The sequence below is a fragment of the Desulfovibrio desulfuricans genome (genome assembly GCF_024460775.1).
GTDB lineage: Bacteria > Desulfobacterota > Desulfovibrionia > Desulfovibrionales > Desulfovibrionaceae > Desulfovibrio > Desulfovibrio desulfuricans_E.
Genome location: NZ_JANFYZ010000002.1, coordinates 70,842 through 92,177, shown reverse-complemented (window position 1 = coordinate 92,177; position 21,336 = coordinate 70,842). Strand labels below are relative to the sequence as shown.

Here is a 21,336-nt window from a genome sequence, read left to right as displayed (position 1 = left end):
GCGCACGGTAACACAACTTGCCCAGGCAGATGCCTGAACTCAAAGCCTCTCATATACGAAAACCCGGAACAAAGACAATAGCCTGTAATCTTTAATAACTAATACCAAATGAACCTTAAAATCGGCGCAGCTTAATATAAAAGTAGATATTTATTTATTGGCAACAAGAAGGTATCAATACGAGACCACACTCCTTAATGCCATATCCTGCAATAATCAGACAAAAGAACTGAATAAAAATAAGAGCCTTGATGCAAAATAAAAGGCAAACCCCACAACACACATAAAACGATTATATGAATACTGTTGTGCAAGAATAAACAATTACAATTACGCACCAATATATACAGACACAACTTCAACGCTGCACATGTACCAGCAAAGCAAGTCCCCGATGCGCACTTAGCAAAAGGGGGGCGAAAAAACACATCAGCACAATTCTGCTTGCCTGACAGGCTGTTGCCTTAACAGACATTTTGAGTTCAAGGGGCAACTTCTGCGCGTGGCCGCACGCCATCCATGCCTGGAGGGCGACAAAATAAAAAAAATACCGGAAAAAAACAGCCTTGCAAGCGTAAGGACGACTGTTTCATTCCGGAACATAAAATTCAAGCAAAAACTTTAGGGGAAAATAAAAAAAAACTTTCGCTGAATCAGAAAAAGCATTTCTTGGCACAAATGACGTGCAAAAGCACTTTGTAAAACGGGCGTCACACTTACTCTAAATAGAAACAACTCTCATTTTTAACCAACAACAGTTTTACAACATTGTTAAGAAATTCTCCAGGACGATATCTAGACTTTTTATAGAAAATATTTCAGGCTATTTTTCACATTCAAGATATTCCAGTATGAGCTGGGCCACATTTGCGGCAAGGCCAGCAGAAAGCATGGTTTCATGGGTGCCTTGCGTCCAGCGCAGCGAGATGTTTTCCTTTTTCAAAAAGCGGCCCCAACCCTGATAGTCGTCATTCATTATTATCTGCGGGTTGCTTGCAAAATCCAGCGCGCGCACCAGCAACAGATTGCAGTCGGAAGGGCTTGGCCGCTCATAGCGTGCAGCCGCCAGGGTATTGCCGCGATAGGTCAGCAGCAGGTTGTCCATCTGCACGGCGCTGAACCCGGCAGGCAACAATCCGCTTTTCTCCCCGCACTCCACAAGATAGCCCAGTTGCTGCTCACGCGGCATGGCGCGCAGCTTTACGGGGTCAAAGGCCATACCTTGCTGCAAAATGAGCTGCAAGAGTTCGATGTCATCCTTGGCCGCCATCTGTTTTGCGCGGGTATTGTCGGCCACGGTATCGAGAATGATGACAGGCTCGCTGCGGTTGCCCATCGCCGCATACCGCCGGGAGCATTCATAGGCCAGCAGGCCGCCGAAACTCCAGCCGCCCCAGATGATATCCCGGCTCTCGACCTTGAGCATTTCGTCCAGATAATACTCCGACAGACTTTCAACCGTGTGCAGCTCTGTGGTAAGCGATGTGCGGCGCTGACTGAATCCCGCCGCCTCAACAGCGTAGACCGTATATTTGCCGCCAAGCAGGCGCGCGAGGTCGCTGTAGCAGAACACGCTGCCGCCAACAGGGTGAAACAGCACAAGGTTCTTGCCGCCCTCGCAGTGTTGCAGTTGGATAACAGGGCTTTCGCGCTTTTCGGTCTTTCCGGCCAGCAGGGCCGCAAGCTGCGCGATGCTTGAATGCGTGACCAGCTCGTTCACAGCCACATGCACGCCCATTTCCTTTTCAATCATGGCAATAAGCCTGATGGAAAGAATGCTGTGACCTCCCAGACTGAAGAAACCAGCATCGGCATCGGTAATATCAACGCCCAGCAGGCGCTTCCATATCTCGGCCAGTTTTTCTTCCACAGGCCCGGCAGGCATGCGCCCACGCTGAATTTCCACCCCGCCCAGGGGTGACGGCAGAGCCTTTTTGTCTATCTTGCGGTTGAGCGAAAACGGCAGTTCCATCATGGGGACAAAATAAGCGGGCACGCAGTACGGCGGCAGGTGTTGCTCAAGATACCCGCGCAGCACGGCCATATCGATAGTGCCCACCACATAGGCCGCAAGGGTCTTTTCCTCCCCGGCGCGAAATGTATCCGCCACCACCGCCACCTGACGCACGCCGGGAAAACCCGCAACGGCTTTTTCCACCTCGCCAAGCTCCACCCGGTTGCCGCGTATCTTCACCTGCTGGTCTTCGCGTCCACGGTAAAAAACAAGGCCATTTTGCACATAACCGTTGTCACCCGTGCGATAGCAGGGCTGGCCGTTTTTTTCCACAAACGCACCGGGGCTGGCGTTGTTCAGGTAGCCGCGCGACACGCCATCGCCAAAAATCCACAGTTCGCCAGTGACGGAATCGGGCAACTCCTGACAATTTTTGTCCATCGCGCAGATGCGCACGCCTTCAAGAGGCCTGCCAATGGGATAGGCGGTAAAATCCTGATGGTTGCCCACATCTATGCGAAAGGCGCTGCTGTCCACCGTGCATTCCGTGGGGCCGTACACATTGAACAGCACCACGCCCTCGTTGCCGGGGATGGCGTAAAATTTGCGGATAACATCGGGCCGCAGCACCTCGCCCGCCAGCAGCAACGCCTTGAGCGGCAACGGCTGGCGCTGCCCGGCAAGCCAGTCTGTAAGCACGTTGAAAAACGCGGGTGTCATGTCGCACAGGTCAAGCCCGCGCTCACGCGCGCAGGCGCAAAAAAGCGAGGGGTTCTTGCGTTCTTCGTCTGACAGCACATGCAGGCTTTTGCCGCTGAAGACAGACACGGCCAACTGCTGCACAGAAGCGTCAAACGACAGGGGCGCAACCAGCCCCACCCTCTCGCAGCCCGCCGCATAGGGCCGCAGGGCGCGCAAAATGTGCATGAGGTTGCGGTGCTCTACCACCACCCCCTTGGGAGTGCCCGTTGAACCGCTGGTATAGACGATATAGGCAGCCTGGGCGGGATCGCATGGGGGCAGGGCTTGCCCGCCCGCAGGCGGCAGATGCTGCGCGCCAAAACGCGAGAGCGAAACCGGAACCTGAGGACGGCTGCCGCCGGGGCGGATGACCACATCATAGCGGAAGGCCTGCACTCCATGCTGGCTTTCGCTCTCCGGGCAGGTCTGCCCCGCGCTCTGGCTAGAGTTTTGCCCCAGACCGCAGGGGGAGAACGTCACTTCCACCGGCACAGGGCAGCGCGCCGCCCACTCCATAAAAAACTGCCGGGGAACAAACAGCTCGGCAGAGGCATCAAGCCGCAGCAGGCCGGTTTGATCGCCGGTGGCAAGGGCATGGGCCTGCAAGGCTGCCCGCAGATCATTGCGGCAATCCAGATCGCGCACAGCACCCACAAAAACCAGACCTTCTGGCGTGAGCATCTGTACGGCGTGATTCAGCACCCTGCGCAGATAATTGTAGCCGGGGAAATTTTCCACCACGCCGTTCATGACCACCACGTCAAAGGTCTGGCCTTCAAGAAAATGTATGTCCGCCGCCTCCATACGATACGGCGTCACCCTGGCGGCAGCGTCAAAACCGGCAAGGCGGCTGAGTTCATTGCGGGCCAGATCCACGGCCGCATATTCCTGCGCGGCCCCGGCAAGCGCCTGCGCCACGCAGCCAGACCCGCTGCCCACATCCAGCACCTTGCGGCCTGCCGCAAATGCCTTTGCACTGTAAGCCTCTGCTTTGCGAGCCAGCCCGCATTTTTCAAGCACGGCAGCGGCCAAGGCAGCAAGCTCGCTTTGCGGGCAGGGGGCGGCGTCAAAATCGCTCTTCCAGCCCATGTCGCTGCCCGCCTGCGCCACCTGCTCCCAGTATTCCGTGCTTACAAGGCCTGTGCCTTTTTCGGCGGCATCGTCATACTCCTGCGCATCAAGGCAGAGTACGTGCCGGATGCCGGGATTTCTGTAATGAAAATACTCGGCCTCGCGCAGGCAGGCGCTGTCGGCAATAATCAGGCTTGCGGGCCGCAGCATGGCCTCTTTGCGGCTTTGCGGCTGCTCGCGCTCCACGGGCAGATACACCGCCCCGGCCCGCATGACGCCAAGGGCCGCAGCCAGATACACCGCGCCGCGCGCACACAGCACGCCCACCACAGCCTCGTGCCCATACCCCTGCGTAAGGATAAAACGGGCAATACGCTCCGAAAGAACGTCCAGTTCCCTGAAGGTCAGCCCCAGGCCGCCCCCGGTCAGGGCTTGGACCTCTGGCCTTGCGTCGGCAATGCTGCGGAACAGGTGCTCAAGGCTGACAAAGTCCTGCTCTGCCTGCGTGGTGCCCGCTGTCTGCGGGCCAGAACCTGAAATACCGGCAGATTCAGGCCTTGCAGAATTTTTTGCAGGAGCGGCAAAGGAAAAATCCGATAGCTTCATCATGCCGCCCCTTCAATTATGCCTTCAAGAAAATTCCCGTAATAGGTCAGCCAGTCCTGAGCTGTTTCCGCGCCAACCTGCTGCGGATCATACGCAAAATAAAGGGCCAGACCTTCCTCCTGTTCCCGAACCGAGCAGAACAGGCCGTAACCCTTGCCCTGCGCAGGTGTGGAGATACTCCCCTCTGCCAAAGCAAAGCCCAAACGCAGGCCGCTTTGCATGGCGGGCATGTCAGTATCGGCAGGGCCAGAATCACCGTGGTCAGCCCCCCCCATACCAGCCTTTTCCGTCAGCCTCTTTTGCGTGAAGGCCAGCAGTTCATCAAACTCCATATTGTCGTCAATGCTGAACCTGATGGCGCACTCTGGCGGCACTTCCACCACAAATTGCTCCTGCTGGGTCACCTTGCCCATCAGTACGGCAAACACCGTCAGCAGCACCGCTTCGGCAGATGCTCCCTTGCCCGCAGCCAAGGCTTCAATGCCCTGTTGCAAGGCTGCCGGGGCCAAGGCTTCGCACTGCTCGAGGCTTACCGCGCCGCCAGCGGCGCACGGCAAATCAGTGGGCATAAAGCGCAGCGGCGCGTCCACAGGCGCGGAGGTCATGAGTTCAAGCATGCGCACATAGTCGCGGGCCATGCGCAGCACATCGGCCTCACTGAACAGATCTGCGTAGTATTCAATGGCAATGCTTATGCTCTCGCCAATATCGCTCACAAAGATGGAAAGATCCGTCTTGCTGGAAAATTTGCTGAACCGCAGGGATTCAAACAGGCCCTGCCCTTCGGCGGCAAATTCAAAGTTCATGTATGAGAGAATGATCTCCGACAGGGGCGATCTGTCCGGCCATGCGGTCTGCCGGAGGTCCGCCAGCAGGCTGTTCAGAATGTAGGCACGGTGGCGCATGCCTTCGTTGCTTACCTGCCGCGTGGCGCGCAGCAGGGCGGAAAGAGGCTTGTCGGGATCTACGCTGAAACGCAGCGGCAGCACTGACGCCAGCATGCCCGCGGTGTTGAGATGTTCGCCCCGCGCGTCCATCGAAACAGCGACCACGATATCCTGCGAGCCGGTGTAGGCCTGCGCCAGCAGGCTCCAGGCGCAGAGCGAAACCTGATAGTTGGTCAGCCCTTCCCTGCGGGCCAGGCTCTTGATGGCCTGTACAAGCTCCGGTGCGAGATCAAATTCATACGTGCCGCCCCTGCCGGTATGAACCCGGGGGCGGGGATGCGATGCGGGCAGGTCCAACCGGGGCAATTCGTCCTTGTAAATATTCTGCCAGTAGGCTGCGGCTTCGGCATCGGGATGCATGACCTGCCGCCAGGCAATATCCTTCATCTGCGCGGTCACAGGCGCAAGCTCCAGCCCGTGATACAGGCGGTACAGCTCCACATTGAGCAGCGACATGGTTCTGCCGTCCCCAAGGGCGTGGTGCAGATCAATGAACAACACCTTTTCACCCGCATCGGTCACAAGCAGGCAGGCGCGAAAGCCCGTTTCGTTCCGCAGGTTAAAGGGCCGGATAATGTCATCCTTGTGCGCAAGATCTGGGATGCGCCTTTCTTCAAGGGTAAATCCCGTAAAGGGATGAATAATCATGGCCGGACGCTCGGCCTCAAAATCGCAGAAGCTCGTGCGCAACGCCTCGTGCCGTTCCACAATCTGGGCAAGGGCCTTTTCAAGCCGCGCCGCGTCCGCATCAGGCGGCATCACAAGGAATGCTGGCAGGTTGAAACCCAGATCACCCTCGCTGACCATGTCGGCATACAGGATGGCAAGCTGCTCGTTGCCCACGGGGTACTTATCCAGAACTGGCGTTGTTTCCTCGGTTTGTTGCAGCGGCTGCGTTGGCTTGCACGAGGCAAGGGCGCAGTCAACAATATCGCCGAGGGTGTCGCTTTCCAGCAGATCCGCCACAGCGAGGGCAAGCCCCGCCTCCTTGTCCAGCCTGTTCACAATGCGCGTTGCGGCAATGGAATCACCGCCCAGATCAAAAAAGTCGTCCTCTCTGGTCAGCGGTCTGTCATATCCAAGGCAATCGCGGATAATCTCAAGCAGGGCCGCCCCATCAAGACTGTCGGCATTAACGCCGGGTTGCGCCTGCGTGGCATTGCCCTTCGCCGCACTGCTGCTGATTGACGCGCTGCCCAACATGCTGCCGGGCAACTCGCTCCCGGGCAGGCCGTTAAGGGCAAAATCCTCTACGCTTTCGCCCGTCATGCCCACAGCCACAAGTTCCTCACCGCTGGCAAGTGCGGCTTCAAGCACGGCAAGGGCCTGCTGCGGCGCAAGCATGTTTGCGGCCTCCGGCCCGTTGCCAAGCCCCTCGCGAACGGCCATGCCCACGCCCGACCATGTGTTCCAGTTAATGGAAAGCGCGGGCAGCCCAAGGCGGCGGCGATACCGGGCAAAAGCGTTCAAAAAGGCATTGGCGGCGGTGTAGTCGCTCTGCCCCGGCGCACCCACAAGGGCCGTGCGCGATGAAGCCAGCACAAAGAAGGCCAGATCATCGCCAAGGGTTGCCTTGTGCAGATTCCAGGTGCCAGCCACCTTGGGGGCCAGTACGGATTCATATCCCTGCCTGTCGCTGGTCAGCAGATAGCCCCTGCCAGCCACGCCAGCCGTATGAATGACGCCCTGCACCGGGCCGACCTCGCGCCGGATTTTTGCAAAAACCTCTTCAACCTGCGCGGCGTCCGCGACATCGCAGCGGAAGGCGACAAAGGGCACGCCCTCCAGCGCATGGGGCGGCAACTGGCTGCTTCTGTGCAGCAAAACCACGTGCGCGCCGTGGCGCTCATAAATCTGGCGCGCCAGCGTCTGGCCCATGCCTCCGAGGCCGCCGGTGATCACCACGCAACCGTTCTTTGTTATAACGGGCATAGTGGTTAGCGCAGGCGCAGATGGCAGCTTGACCAGCTCACGCACACGCACCGTGCCATCGTGTGCCGCCACATACGGCCCGTCAACCAGCCCGAGGCTGGCCGCAAAGGCCGCTACGGAAGCTGCGTTCTGCTCCTCAAGCTCCACATAGGCGCAGGAAATTCTGGGTTCTTCCCACGGCAGGCAGAGAAGCGGCCCCATGTACAACGCACCCTGCGGCAAACATTCCTGATGCGGTTCAGGGGTAGAACCGCCTGCCACAAAGGCCCCCCTGCCCACAACGGTGACGCGCAGGGGGCGGCGCAGACCACCGCTGCAAATCTCTTGCAGCAGGGCGCAGAGCGGCCACGTGTCGTTTTGCCCGCCATGCTGTCCAGCAGACTGTGATGCAGGCAGCCAGAGCAGATGATCTGTGGGGCCAGCAAGGATTTCACGCGCCAGAGCGCGGGCTTCATCCGCCAGCAAGGGCAAGGGACGGTGCGCGTGCGCAAGCGGCTCCAGGGTTTCACCCAAAAGGCTCCCCTGCCCGCCAAGCAAGATGATGTTTTGCGGCCCGGCAACAGAGCCTTCCAGATCGGCCTGCTTCCACCCAATGGCGTACAGTTCCGACTGAGGCTGGTCACTATGCAAAGAATGAATCTGCGGCGTATCCGGGCCGGATTTGCCAACGGCCTGTCCCTTGCGAAGGGCCATAAAGGTCATTCCTTCAAGCTCCGCAACAATCTGGCCCGAGGCGTCCGTCACCGCGCAGTCGGCCACAATCATGCCCTGCTGACGGTCAGTGATACGCACCAGCGCAAAGGCCTGCGCGGTCAGGGGGCTGTGGAGCCGCGCCATGCGGCAACCAGCGGGCACAAACCCGTAAGCGTCGCGCAGGGCAAGGCTTGCGGCAATATCCATCATGGCCGGATGCCAGCGGAAGGTATTGAAATCCGCACGATAGGCCTCGGGCAGGCACAGCTCTGCCAGCAGGGTATTGCCGTCCTCCGCCACCCAGAGCGCCTTGCGGCACTGCCAGCGCCCGCTGACCATGAGCGGCGAATCTTCCGGCGTATCTTGCTGCGCAATTTCGCGCAGACTTTCGCGCACTGTAGCCAGATTCAACGCCGCAGGGCGGGCAGTCCCGCCGCGCACAAGGCCGCTGGCGGCCACGCTCCACGTGCCAGTGGCCTGCCACTTAGTAGAAGTCTCGCCAGCCTTGTGGTCGGCAGGCTCAAAATGGTGCAGTTCCACGGCAAGGGCATCGCCCTGCTCCTGCGCCAGCAGCACCACGCGGCGTCCTGGGCCGCAGGTTACTGGCTTGCGCCAGCGCAGGTCGTGCAGGCTCAGGGGGGCGGCTCCGCCGATCCATCCAAGACAATCCAGCAGGCTCATGCCCACCAGCAAGGGGGTGCCCTCAAGCCTGTGCTCCGCCGCAGGCCAGAAATCCGGCCTGTCCACGGCAAGGGCAAAGGCCTTTCCGGCAGGCGTTATGACGGGTTCGGAAAGAAAGTGCGCTGCAAAACGCGGCCACAACGTAGCGGCGGCGAGGGGGGCTGCGGGCAGATGCACCCTGTAGACGGGCTTTTCTGCGGGCCACGCAATCCTTGCCCCGGCAAGGTAGGCGCTGGCGGCTGCCTGCGCCGCTTCCTGCGAGGCAAAGAATGCGCCGGGGAGCGGATTTTCCATACTGCTCCGGCTGTCATGGCGTGCCGCATTGCCCGCGGCAACGCCCGTGAGTCCGGCCTCAAGCTGCTCAAGTAGCTCCTGCCGGGAACGCGCCACAAGAGCCGCACGCACAGGCAGGGCATCCCGCCCGGTCATGAGGGTGGCGGCAATGGCATGCAGGGGCCAGCCCTCGTTGCGCGCCACAGCCGCCGCGACCGCCTTGGCGTAGTCCTGCAACGAGGTTTCGTCCGGGGCGGAAAACACAACGCACTGCCAGTGCCCGTCGTCCTGCGGCAAAGGCTGCGCCTGATGCTCCGCCACAATCACATGGGTATTTACGCCGCTGAGGCCAAAGGAACTGACGCCGCAACGCCAGGGGCGCTCCTGCGGAGGCAACGGCTCAAGCATCTGCGCCACGCGCACGGGCGCGGCCTCAAAATCGATATGGGGATTGGGCCGCTCAAAATGCGGCTGCGGCGGCACAAGGCCGTTTTCAAGGCAGAGCACGGCCTTGGCAAGGCCGGCAGCGCCAGCGGCGGCATCCAGATGCCCCAGATTACCCTTGACCGAACCGATAAGTGCCTTGTGCTCCCGCCGCGCGCCCTGCCGCGCAAAGGCCCTGCGCAGGCCCTCGATTTCCACCGGGTCGCCCAGAACAGTAGCCGTGCCGTGGGCCTCAAAAAACTGGATGTCCGCCAGTGAGACGCCCGCGTTCCGTGCAGCGCGGTCAATGACCTCGGCCTGCGCCTCGGGATTGGGCGCGGCCATGCTGGAGGACTTGCCGTCCTGATTGACGGCGCTGCCGGGGATCACCGCATGTATGGCATCATGATCGCGCAGTGCGGCATCCAGCGGCTTGAGCAGAAATACCGCCGCCCCTTCGCCCGCGCCAACGCCTTCGGCCTCGGCGTCAAAGGTTCTTGTACGGCCAGAGACAGACTCGATGGCAAAGGCCGCATCGGCCTTTACAGGCAGATCAATAACATGCGCGCCGCCCACAAGGGCCACGGCGCACTCGCCCTCGTGCAGGCTGCGGCAGGCCTGATGCAGGGCCGCCAGCACAGACGAACAGGCCGTATCGACGCTGGCCGCAGGGCCGTGCCAGTTTTTCATGTAGCTCAGACGGGCCAGCACGTTGGAAGGCACATTGAGCAGGTAGGTCTGCTCCGCCAGATCGGGAAAGGCCCGCGTCACGGCAGTCTGGAACAGGCGCACCGGGCTTGCGCCCACAAAAACGCCCACATCGGCGTTTTCCAGGGCGCTGCCGCCGTAGCCCGCATCGTCCAGGGCACGCAGGGCTGTTTCAAGAAACACGCGCTGGGCCGGGTCAAGCAGGCTGGCATCGTTGGGCGAAAGACCGAACCGCCGGTAATCAAAGGAGGAAATGTCCGAAAGATAGGCGGCCTCGCGCAGGCGGGCCTTGTCAAAGGCAAGGCCCACGGCATCAAATATCTGCCGCGTTTCGCCGCGCCTTTTTTCGGGCATGGGAATATTCTTGTCCGCGCCTCTGGCAAGATCGCGCCAGAAGCTCTGCACATCGGCATAATCGCCAAGGCGCACGGCCATACCGATAATGGCTATGGGCGCTGTGGTTGCATGGCGGGTTGCAACCGTGCTGCCAACCTGCTGCACACGCGCAATAAAGGTGGCCTGCGCGCGGATGGTGCTTTCTGAAAAAAGCCCGGCCAGCGTGAATACTCCCGGCCACTGCTTGTCCAGCAGGGTGTGCAGCCGCACCAGCAGGAGCGAATTGCCCCCCGCGTCAAAAAATCCCAAATCAGAACCCGCTTCCACTTCTGGCATAACCTGCCGCCACACTTCGCGCACGGCTTCGATCAATGTGGGGGAGAGGCCGGATTCCAGACCAGACTGAGGGCCAGACTGCAATGCATCCGGGGCATGCTCAGGGACGGCGCTCCTTTCTCCACCCGCCAGCAGGGGCTGGCCCTGCAAGCGCTTGCGGTCTGCCTTGCCCGAGGGACTCAGCGGGATGTCTTGCACCACAAAAAAGCGGGACGGACACATGTAGTTGGGCAGCAGGGCCGCAAGCTCCGCGCGGATGCCTGCCAGATCAAGCCGCGCGCCGCCCTGCGGCAGCAAAAAGGCCTCAAGCGCCGCGTATTCGCCAATGCGCCCCATCCTCACCACCGCCTGCGAGACGCCCCGGCAGCGCCCAAGCGCCGCCTCGACCTCGCCAAGCTCAATGCGGTAGCCGCGAATTTTCACCTGATCATCGTTGCGCCCGAGGTATTCAATGCTGCCATCAGTCAGCCATCGCCCCAGATCGCCCGTGCGGTACATACGGCTGCCGTGGGCAAAAGGATCATCCATAAAACGCTGGGCCGTGAGGTCGGGCCTATTCAGATAACCTCTGGCAACCTGTATGCCCGAGATATAAATCTCACCCGTTACGCCCAGCGGCACAGGGTTCTTGCAGGCATCCAGCACGTATAGCCGGGTATTGCTGACCGGGCGGCCAATGGGTACCGCATGGGGCGGCGTGTTCAGGCAGGGCTGCCAAGAGACGTCCACGGTAGCCTCGGTGGGGCCGTAGAGATTGTGCAGTTCCACCTGCAACTGATCCGCATGCGTCAGGGCGTTCCACCGCGCCACAAGCTCGCGGGGCAAGGCCTCGCCGCTGGTGAACACATAGCGTAATGACCGCAGTCTGCGCACATCGCCGGGATGCGCCTCAAGATGATCCAGAAAGGCCCGCAGCATGGACGGCACAAAATGCAGCACCGTGACCCGGCGGCTCTCTATGGCCTGCACAATAAGGGCAGGATTTTTCTCCGCATTCGGTTCCAGCAGGGCAATGCCAGCGCCCTGCCACGACCACCAGAACAGCTCCCATACCGACACGTCAAAGGTGATGGTGGTTTTTTGCAGCACCACGTCGCCCTGCCCGATGGGAAAGCGCGACTGCATCCACAACAGACGGTTGGCAACGCTGGCGTGTCCGATAGGCACGCCCTTGGGCCGCCCGGTGGAACCGGAAGTAAAGATCACGTAGGCCGGGGAATCCGGCGGCAAGGGGTCCGCTTCATAATGAGGAACAGCGCCCGGCACCTGCGCGCCAGCGACCAGCGCCTCAAAATCAGGCGAGAGCACGCGCTGGCCGTACTGCCCATTCTGCCCGTCCTGCAAATTTTTGCGGAAGGCCTCCGCAAAGCGCGCTTCGCACAGCACCACGCACTGCCCGAGGTCTTCAAACACAGACCGCATGCGCTCGGCGGGCAAAGTGGCGGCAAGCGGCACATAGACTGCCCCAAGCCGCAAAACTGCAAAAATGCAGGCCAGCATAGCGGGCGAGCGTTCAAAACACATGCACACATACTGCCCGCGCTCCACGCCCTGCCCTTGCAGCCATGCGCACACGGCATCCACCTGCGCGTTGAACTGCGTATAGGAAACAGCCGTGCCTGCGGCGTCCAGCACTGCCGGAGCATGGGGAGTGCGGGCAGCCTGAGCGCGAAAACGGCTGTCCATGTCGGCGGCGACATCCAGCGGTTCCGCCGTATCATTAAAGCTGGCAAGTTCTGCGCGCTCCCGCGCTGGCAGAATATCCAGTTCGGCCAAGGGTTTTGCATCATCAGCCAGCACGGCGTCCGCAAGGGTCAGCAGGCGCTCCGCCATGCGGCGGACTGTCTGCGGGCTGAACAGCTCGGTGCAGTATTCCACATCCACCGTATAGCCGCCGTCCGCCCGCTCCTTGAAGTAAAAACTCAGGTCAAACTTGCTGCTCTGGTGCGGCAGGGGCAGAGGCTCCATGCACAGGGGCGCACGGCCAAAATTGTTCCAGCTTGCGTCTTCCAGCGCGGCAAACACGTCAAATACGGGATTGCGCGCGGCATTTCTCTCCACCCCCACGGCTTCGATAACTTTTTCAAAGGGGCAGCTTTGCACGGCCAAAGATTTTCTGAATGCGGCATCCACCGTGCCTGCCAACTCGGCAAAGCCGCCCTGCGCGTTCATGCGCGCCCGCACTGCGAGGGTGTTGACAAAGAGGCCCACAACGCCCTGAACCTGCTCATGCTCCCTGTTTGCCGCAGGGCAACCCACAATAATGTCGTCCTGCCCGGTATGGCGGAGCAAAAAGGCATCCACCAGCGCAAGCAGCACGGGAAATACCGTTACCCCGGCCCGCTGGGCCCAGTCCTTGAGGGCGTGGCTGCGCTCAAGCCCCAGATCAAAACTCTGCACGGCCCCTTCAAAACGCTGTACCGCCGGGCGGGGGTAATCCAGCGGCAGGCGCAAACGCTCCGGCAGGGGCGCGAGGTCGCTGCATATCTGCTCAAGCCCTTCCGCCTCCCGCTGCGATTCCCACAGGGCGTAGCTTGCAAAATCCAGATCCAGAGGCCGCCACTGCGGCACACGGCCTTGCAACACCGCGCCGTAGGCTTCGTTGAGTTCGCGGGTGATAACTTCCGCCGACCAGCCGTCAAATATGATGTGATGGAAGCAGAACACCAGCGCATGGCTGCCGTCCTCCTGCCGGAACAGGGCCACGCGCACCAAGGGCCTTTCCGGCCCCAGAGGCAGGCTCATGCCTAGGTAGGCTGCATCAGTCAGGGGCGTATCGTAGCTTTCAAGCCGCAGACCGCCAGCAGGGGCAAGGCTTTGCTCCGGTGCATCCAGCGCCACGCGCAGGCGCAGGGCATCGTGCCTTTCCTCAAGCAATGTCAGGGCCTTTTGCAGGGCCACTGCATCCACGGGGCCGCGCAACCGGGCCGCAAAGGGAATCACATAAACCTGACCGCCCTCATGCAGCTTTTGCAGAAACCAGATGCGCTGCTGGGCTGGCGACAGGGGGTAGGCTGCAAGCTCTTCCACTCGCGGAATAACAGCATCCGGCTTTGCCAGACTGCCAATGCGGGCGGCAAGGGCGCGCGGGCTGGGGTAGCCCATCACATCCTCTATGCCCACTGCCACGGAGAGGCTTTTGCTCAACTGCGAGAGCAGACTCATGGCTATCAGGCTGTGCCCTCCAAGCTGGAAAAAATCCGCATCCACAGAATCCACAGGGCAACCAAGCACGGCGGCATAGGCAGCGCGCACGGTTTCCGCCAGAGCCGCCACATCCGGCCCCTGCGGGACCTGGGCTTGCCCGGTTGCGGCGGCAGCGTCACCGGGCGCATTTTCTGCCCCGCCCAGTTCTGCGCCGCCATGTTCTCCTGCGGGCCTTTCTGCGCCTGCCCCAGCGTTGTTCGCCGCTTCTTCCAGCGCAAGGCAGGTACGCGCGCGCCCTGAGGCTGCTGCCGCAAGCACGGCATGCAGCCCATTGCGCAGGGCAAGCGCCCTCTCTTCGGGCAAGCGCTCGGGATCATATAAAAAGCGGAAACGCAGATTCACGCCAGGAATAACCGAAATGCCCAGGGCGTAAGGCAGCTTTTCAAAACCGCGCATGTCGCGCAGTTCAACACGATTGTGATCAAAACTCGTGTCCACAGGATAATTTTCAAAGACCATCAGGTGGTCGAGCAGGTTTCTGCCCAGTGTCGACAGGGGCACATAGCCATAGCGCATCTGTTGCAGATTCTGCTCTTTCACCTGGGCCAGCAGCGCGCCGAGGGAGTCGCTGGCTGTCCAGCGCGCCCGCAGGGGCAAGGTCTGGATGAACAGCCCCACGGCGGACTCAATGCCCGCCAGCTCCGCCGGACGGCCCGAAGTAACCACGCCAAAGACCACATCGCGGCAGCCATTGTTGGCATTGCCGAGCACAATGGCCCACAGCATCTGAACAAGGGCGGAGAGCGTCACCGCCTCTGTTTTTGCCAGTTCTTGCAGGCTGGCGCTCAGGGCGGCGTCCAGCTCCAGTTCCACTGTCAGCGGTTCGTCAAATTCCCCGGGGGCGGCAGCGCGGGGAGCCGGTTGGGCCAGCTCAACCCCGGTTGGCCCGCTGAAATCCTGCAACAATCCAGCCCAGTAGGCCCGCGCCGCACGCTCATCAAATTGCGCGCGCCAGCGGGAATAGGTCTCCAGCGGGAAAGGCTCCGGCAAACGGCTGTTTTCCGGCCCACCCTTGGCCCCGGCCAGGGCAAAAAGCTCCCGCAGCAGCACGCCCATGCACCAGCCGTCCATAAGCAGGTGGTGGAAGCACCAGCTCATGACCACGCGGTCGGCACCCCGGCGGAAAAAGCGCGCCCGCAGCAGAGGGCCGCGCTGCACGTCAAAGCCGCGCTGCCGCTCCGCGCGCAGCAGGGCCTGTGCTTCCGCCTCGGCCTCGGCCTCCGGCAAATGGGAAAAGTCGTGGAACTCAAGGCTGGTGCGGCCCTTGAGCAACACCACGCGGTAAAACTCGCCCTCCACCGGCATGGGAAAGAGCGAACGCAGGCTTTCGTGCCGCGCGGTGAGCGCTTCCCACGCGCGCATGAGCGCAAAAACATCCACCGGGCCGCGAAAATGAAATTCCACCTGCTGGGTGTAAACCCCAGATTGCGCAAGCAGGGACTGATACAGCAAGGGCGCATGCCCTGCATCCGGCTGTGCGATGCGCTCCACATCCTCCGCATGGCAGCCGCAGGCGGCAAAAATGGCATCCAGGGTCTGCTGCGGCAGATAGGCGGGCAGGGTTTTCAGGGCGGCACGCCAACTCTGGAGCAAGCCGGAAACCCAATCCTGCGGCAGGCACTGCGGGCTGAACCACGCCCCGAGATGCAGGATGCCCTGCTGGTCAAAAAAAACCGAAAGCTCCAGCGGAGCATCCGCCTCCATGTCGGCGTGGACAAGCTCGGGGATAAGCCCCGGAGCCAGAGCCGAGAGCATCAGGGAGGCCTCTTCGTCAGGCTGACCCGTCAAACGCCCCAGATAGTTAAAGGCAATCTGGGCCGCATAGCCAAATTCAGCCGGATTTTCCTGCCGCAGATACCCATAGGCATTGCAGTTTTCCGGGCTGAAATGCTGCGCAAGCCACGGGCCGAGGGCTTCGCGGGCCTGCGCGTAGTTCAGGGAAGGCCCAAGCGGCATGGGGCAGACCGCCGTAAACCAGCCAAGGCTGCGGCTGGCGTCAAAGCCCGACAAAAGTTCATCGCGCCCGTGGCTTTCAAGTGTTACGCGCACCGCCGCCTTCTGCCCCTGGGCGTGCAGGGCGCAGGCAAGCGCGGCCAGCAGATCGGCCTTGGCATCGGTGCTGTATTCCTGCCGGAAGCCCTCAAGCTGCGCGGACAGACGGGCACGGCTGGCGGCGCTGTCCCGGCCCCTGTCCCTGCTCTGGGGCAAAAGAGCCCGCAAGGGTTCGCATGGTTCGGCGCAGGCAGCCCGCCACAAGGCGCGCTGTTCCTCAGACGGGAATACCCCGGCGGCGCGCAGCCGCTCAACCTCGCGGGCGCGCAGGGCAAGGCCGTGCGCTTCGCACTGGGCTTTGCCTGTGCGGCAGTAATGGAGCAAGCCCTGCCGCAGGGTTTCAAGCGAAAGCGCGTCCAGCGCAAGGTGATGCCCCACCAGCAGCAAGAAGCGCCTCTCGCCCTGCCGGGCCAGCATGGCCCCCAGAGTTTTGCCGCATGCCGCATCAAGGCCCTCTGTGATCTCCGCCACCGCCTTGCGCAGCAGGCTTGTCTGCTCCACAGTGTCGGCGAAATCGCGGCAGTGCAGGGTTATTTTTTGCGGTTCGGCCAGCAGCACGGCATGATCCGGCGCAAAGGCCATGCGCAGGGATTCGTGATTTTCCGGCAGGGTTTGCAGCCATGCTTCAATGCTTGCCGTTGGCACATCCGAGCGAATTTCCAGCGGCAGCAGCATGAAGAACTGCCGCCAGTGACTGGGATGCGCACCCAGAAAATAGCGGGCAAATGGCAGCAAGGGAACCTGCTCGCCAGGGGCAACAGGCGTGTAGTCCATCGCCTGCGCGGCAGAAAGCTCGCTGTCGGCGCTTTCCAGCAGGGTGCAGAGGTCGCCAAAGTGGGGCTTGCGCAAAAAATCCGGCGCGCTCAAGGCGGTTATGCCGCTGCGGCGCAGAATGCCCGTTATCTGGATAGCCTTGATGGAATCACCGCCATCGCGGAAAAAGTCGCTTTCTTCCTGCACTGCGCTGGAACTGCCGGGGTGCAGAATCTCGCGCCAGGCATCGGCCAGTACCTGCCGGGGATTGCGGCGGGCAAGGCCTTCGCAGGCACGTCGCATGCTCTGCGCCAGATCATCCAGCAAAGCCGGGGCATCGGCTATGCAACCCGCGTCGTACTCCAGCACAATGCGCGAAGCCGTGCCTGTTACGAGGGTAAAGCTGGCTGTGAGCTTGCTGGCCCGCAATTCCAGCTCCAGCCTGTTCAGTTCAAGCCCCGGAACTCCCACAGGTTCAAAATGCGCATGCGTTGCCAGAAATTCGGGTACAATATCCGCAGCGCAGTAACGGCTGTGTTCAATGGCCTGCCGCATCTGCCGGGCGGCATCGGCCACTGCGGCGCTGTCTTCAAGGCCGTCAAGGCGCACACGCAGGGGGACGGTGTTGACGTAGAATCCGGCAGCGCAAAATTCGTCCTGCGTTTCGCGCAGCCCCATAGGCACGCCCAGCAACAGTTCTTTTCTGTCAAAGCGGCGGCAGAGTGCGCGCCCCGCCAAGGCCACAAAGCAGGCCAGCACGCTCGCGCCAGAATTTCTTGCCAGAATTTCAAATCCCTGCGCGGTTTCCGCATCAAGATCAACGCCGATCATGGCGCCTTTGCGGCTGGCGGCCCCTGTGGCCGGATTCACAGTGGGCACGGGCGGCGTAAGCACCTCCTGCCAGTAGGCCGCATCATCTGCGCAGGCTGGCGATGCCGCATAGGCGGCCTGCCTGCGGCAAAAAGCCTCCTGCACAGCCAGCAGACCGCACGCGGGCGGCTCGCCGCGCAAATAGCGCAAGGCATTTTGCAGCAGGATTTCAAGGGTTTCGCCATCGCCCGCCACATGGTGCACCAGCACAAGCACCTGAACGCACTGCGGCAAAACAGCGGCCACAAGGCGCACAGGCGGCTCCACACGCAGGTCAAAAGGCGTGTGTATCTGCTGGTCAAAAAATACCGCCGCTTCGCGCGCATCGGCAATGGCCACGCTGCACAGGTAGACCTCGCCCTTGCCCCGCGCAAAATGGGGATTGTCTATATCGCCCGCCACCGTGCAGTGAAAAAGCTCCTGCGCGTTGGCAGCCCTGCGCAGGCCTTCCAGAAAATCCGCAGTTTTGTCGCCCCGCAGTTCAAGCAGCAGGGGCATATTGTAGTCAATGGAGCCTTCGTTAACCTGCTGGTAGGCCCAGATGCGGAACTGCCCGGTGCTGAGCGGCGCGCTTTCAATGCCTGCAAGGGCCGACTCCGCACGGACGCCGCCAAGCAGGGATTCCACATCAAACAGCGTTTCACAGCTGACAAAACTGCGGAAGGAAATATCAACGTCAAAGGTTTTTCGGATGGCGTGCAGCAACGACATGGCGTTAAGGCTGTTGCCGCCCTGGGCAAAAAAGCTCTTTTCGGGATCATAGGCCCGGCCAAGCACGCGCTCAAATATCTCCAGAAGGCCAGCATGGGGCTTGCGGACACTGCCGCCCTGAGCATCGCCCCGCCGTGCAAGGCTTTGCAGTGCCTTGCGGTCTATCTTGCCTGTGGGGGCAAGAGGCATAGCTTCCAGCACATGCCAGGCTGAGGGCACCATGTAGGGCGGCAGGCTTGTTCTGCTCCACGAAACCACCGCTTCTATGGATGCGCCGGGCCGCAGCACAAAAAACGCCGCAAGGCTGGCCTGACCGCCCGCATCCTTGACGGCCAGCACCGCCGCCTGACTGACGCTTTCGCAGCTCTCAAGCAGGCAGGCCACCTCGGCCAGCTCCACCCGGTTGCCGCGAATCTTCACCTGATCGTCTGCGCGGCCCAGCAGCAGAATCTCACCCTTGTCCGACCACAAGGCCAGATCGCCGGACGCGTAAAAGCGGGCGTTTCCTTCCTGCGGCAGATGGACAAAACGCTGCTCCGTCATTTCAGGCTTGTTGTGGTAGCCAAGGGCAAGGCTGGCCCCGCCTATCCACAGTTCGCCCGCCATGCCTGCGGGCAGCTCGCGCCCCTCGGCATTGCGGATGGAAAGCGTCACGTTGGGGATGGGGCTGCCCACGCCAATGGGTTGCGGCTCAAAGGGCGAAACTTCCTTCATTGCCGCGCAGACGCAGGTTTCCGTAGGGCCGTAGGCGTTGAAATAACGCAGGCCCTTGGCATAGTGCAGGGCATCGCCCACCACCGGCGGCTCGCCCGCCGTTATGAGCACGCGCAATCCGGGAAAGGGCTCTCCCTCAAAAAGATTGAGGTACGAGGGCGGCAGGGTGACAATGCTGATGTCGTTATCGATCATGTACTGCCGCAACGTCCAGGGGGCGTTGCGGCACTGGTCGCTCACCGGATACAGGGCGGCCCCTGCCAGCAGAGCCATGAACATTTCCGACAGCGAGGCGTCAAAAATGGGCGGCGCAAACTGCAGCACATGGTCATCGGCCTGCACGCCAAAAAGCTCGATCTGCCCCTGGATCATGTTGGCAAAGCCGCCGTGCGGAGCCAGCACGCCCTTGGGCTTGCCTGTGGAGCCGGAGGTGTAGATCAGGTAGGCCCCATCCTCTGCCCGGGGTGCTTGCGGCAAGGGACTTATGGGGGCTTGGCGGTAGGCAAGATCGGCAAGGTCAAGCGTGATGTCTGCCCCGGCGTCTTCCACAATATAGGCCATGCGGTCGGGTGCGGCCTTGGGGTCTATGGGCAGATAGACCGCGCCAAGCCGCTGTATGCCCAGAACAACTTCGGGCAGATTGGCCGTGCGCTGCGCCGCCACAGCCACAATGCCGCCCCGTGCAACGCCCTGCCCTGCCAGCCACGAGGCGCAACGCAGGGAATTTTCGCGCACCTGCGCGTACGAAAGGGAGTTGCCCCATTCGTCCCTGACTGCAACGCGCCCGGCAAAGGCATCCGCCGCCGCGTCAAAAAGTTCGGGCAGGGAACGGATATCATACTTTCTGGCAGGGCCGCTGCGCCATTGCGCGAGTTCCCGCTTTTCTTCTTCCAGCAGATAATCAAGCTGCGGCGGCTCAATGCCAGCGGCAAGCTGGGCCACCACGCTCTCAACGCGGGCGACAAAACGCTCCACATCCCTGTCGCTCAGGTGGTTGCGGCTGTTGCGCACCGTGAGCGAAAAGCAGCCCGAGCGCAGCTCCTGCATGACCAGGGTACCGAAAAGGATCGGCTCCTTGGCGCTGTGCCGCTGCTCCGCCTCGACAATCGGGAATTCTGGCGTGCCGGGAGGTGTATTGGGCAGAAAATTGACAAAGGTATCTGCCAGAAAGGCAAAATTTTTGCCTTCAAGCTGGCGGGCAGCCAGTTGGTAAGGCGTGCGCACATGGCGGTAAAAGGATCCGTTCTGGGCGCTGACGGCCTCCAGCAGCCCTGCAAAGGTATCGTGCGCGGCCACGTTTACCAGCAGTGGCGGCAGCGACATCATGGCCCCCTGCCGCCGGTACAGCACCTTGCGCTCCCCATAGGCCACTGGGGCAAGAGCCACAATGTCCTTTTCTCCGCTCATGAACGACACGATGAGTGCGTAGATGCCTGTAAAAAACACCGCAGGGCTGACCTTGTGGGCGGCAATGAGCGCGGACGTTTCACTCGAGGTTTTTTCTGACAGCACAAACTTCTGGTGGCGGCTCTCGCCAAGCACATCGGGCCGCCCCGGCAGGGCGCGCAGCAGGCGCTTTTCTGGCAGGCGGGCAAGGTGCTCCTGCCAAAAGGTCATGTCTTTCTGAAACCGCGGCGAAGCGCAGTGCGCCTGATCTTCAAGGTAGGCTTCTTCGCAGGAGCACGGCTCGCCAAGTTCTGGCGTTTCACCACGTGCGAGTGCTGTGTAAACGTCCGCAATAACAGCTATGTGAAAAAAGAATGCCAGCCCGTCCAGCACCACGTGCGAGCACTTCATGGCAACGATGCAGCTTGCCTCGCCAGTGATGACAAGGGCATAACGCATAAGGGGATTTTCGACCGGTTCTTCAAAAAACTCGTCGATCATGCGGTCGGCAGCGGCATCGGGGTCCGGCTGCGTAGCGGCGTCCAGGACCCTGAAATCAGGTTCCTGCGGTTCACCCACAAGAAAGTACGGTTCGGCTTCATCCTGACACAGGGAGGCGGCGGGCAGAGGCGTGAAATGCAGGGTGCGCTTGATGGCCTGGCGCAACAAATCGGGATCAAGCAGGGCGTCAATGTGATAACAGCCCCGAATGGAGGTTTCGGCATAGTCGGACAGCGCCGCTTTTGCCGAGAGCCACAGTTCTTTTTGACAACCGGTTAAAGGCACAATCTTTGCCATTCCGTCCCCCACTGCGGCTTTAATGCGCTTAGTGCAATATGGTGGGCAAAATAGCTCACGGCCTGTATATTAGCAAGTTTTACATATACTTTGGGCAGTTTTTGCCGTAAATTCACAAACAGAACGCAAACCGGATATTGAATG

General features: G+C 61.1%; 2 protein-coding genes. Both read right to left on the bottom strand.

Features of this window, described 5'->3' with window-relative positions; all coding sequences use genetic code 11:
* Positions 1–823: 823 nt before the first annotated feature.
* Positions 824–4,375, bottom strand: a complete 3,552-nt coding sequence (locus NE637_RS03070) for an alpha/beta fold hydrolase (RefSeq protein WP_227117730.1) — start codon at positions 4,373–4,375, stop codon at positions 824–826.
* Positions 4,372–21,192 (bottom strand): non-ribosomal peptide synthetase, encoded by a 16,821-nt coding sequence (locus NE637_RS03065; protein ID WP_227117732.1) that lies wholly within the window; start codon positions 21,190–21,192, stop codon positions 4,372–4,374. Before NE637_RS03065 ends, NE637_RS03070 begins: the two co-directional genes overlap by 4 nt.
* Between the last annotated feature and the right edge of the window lie 144 nt (positions 21,193–21,336).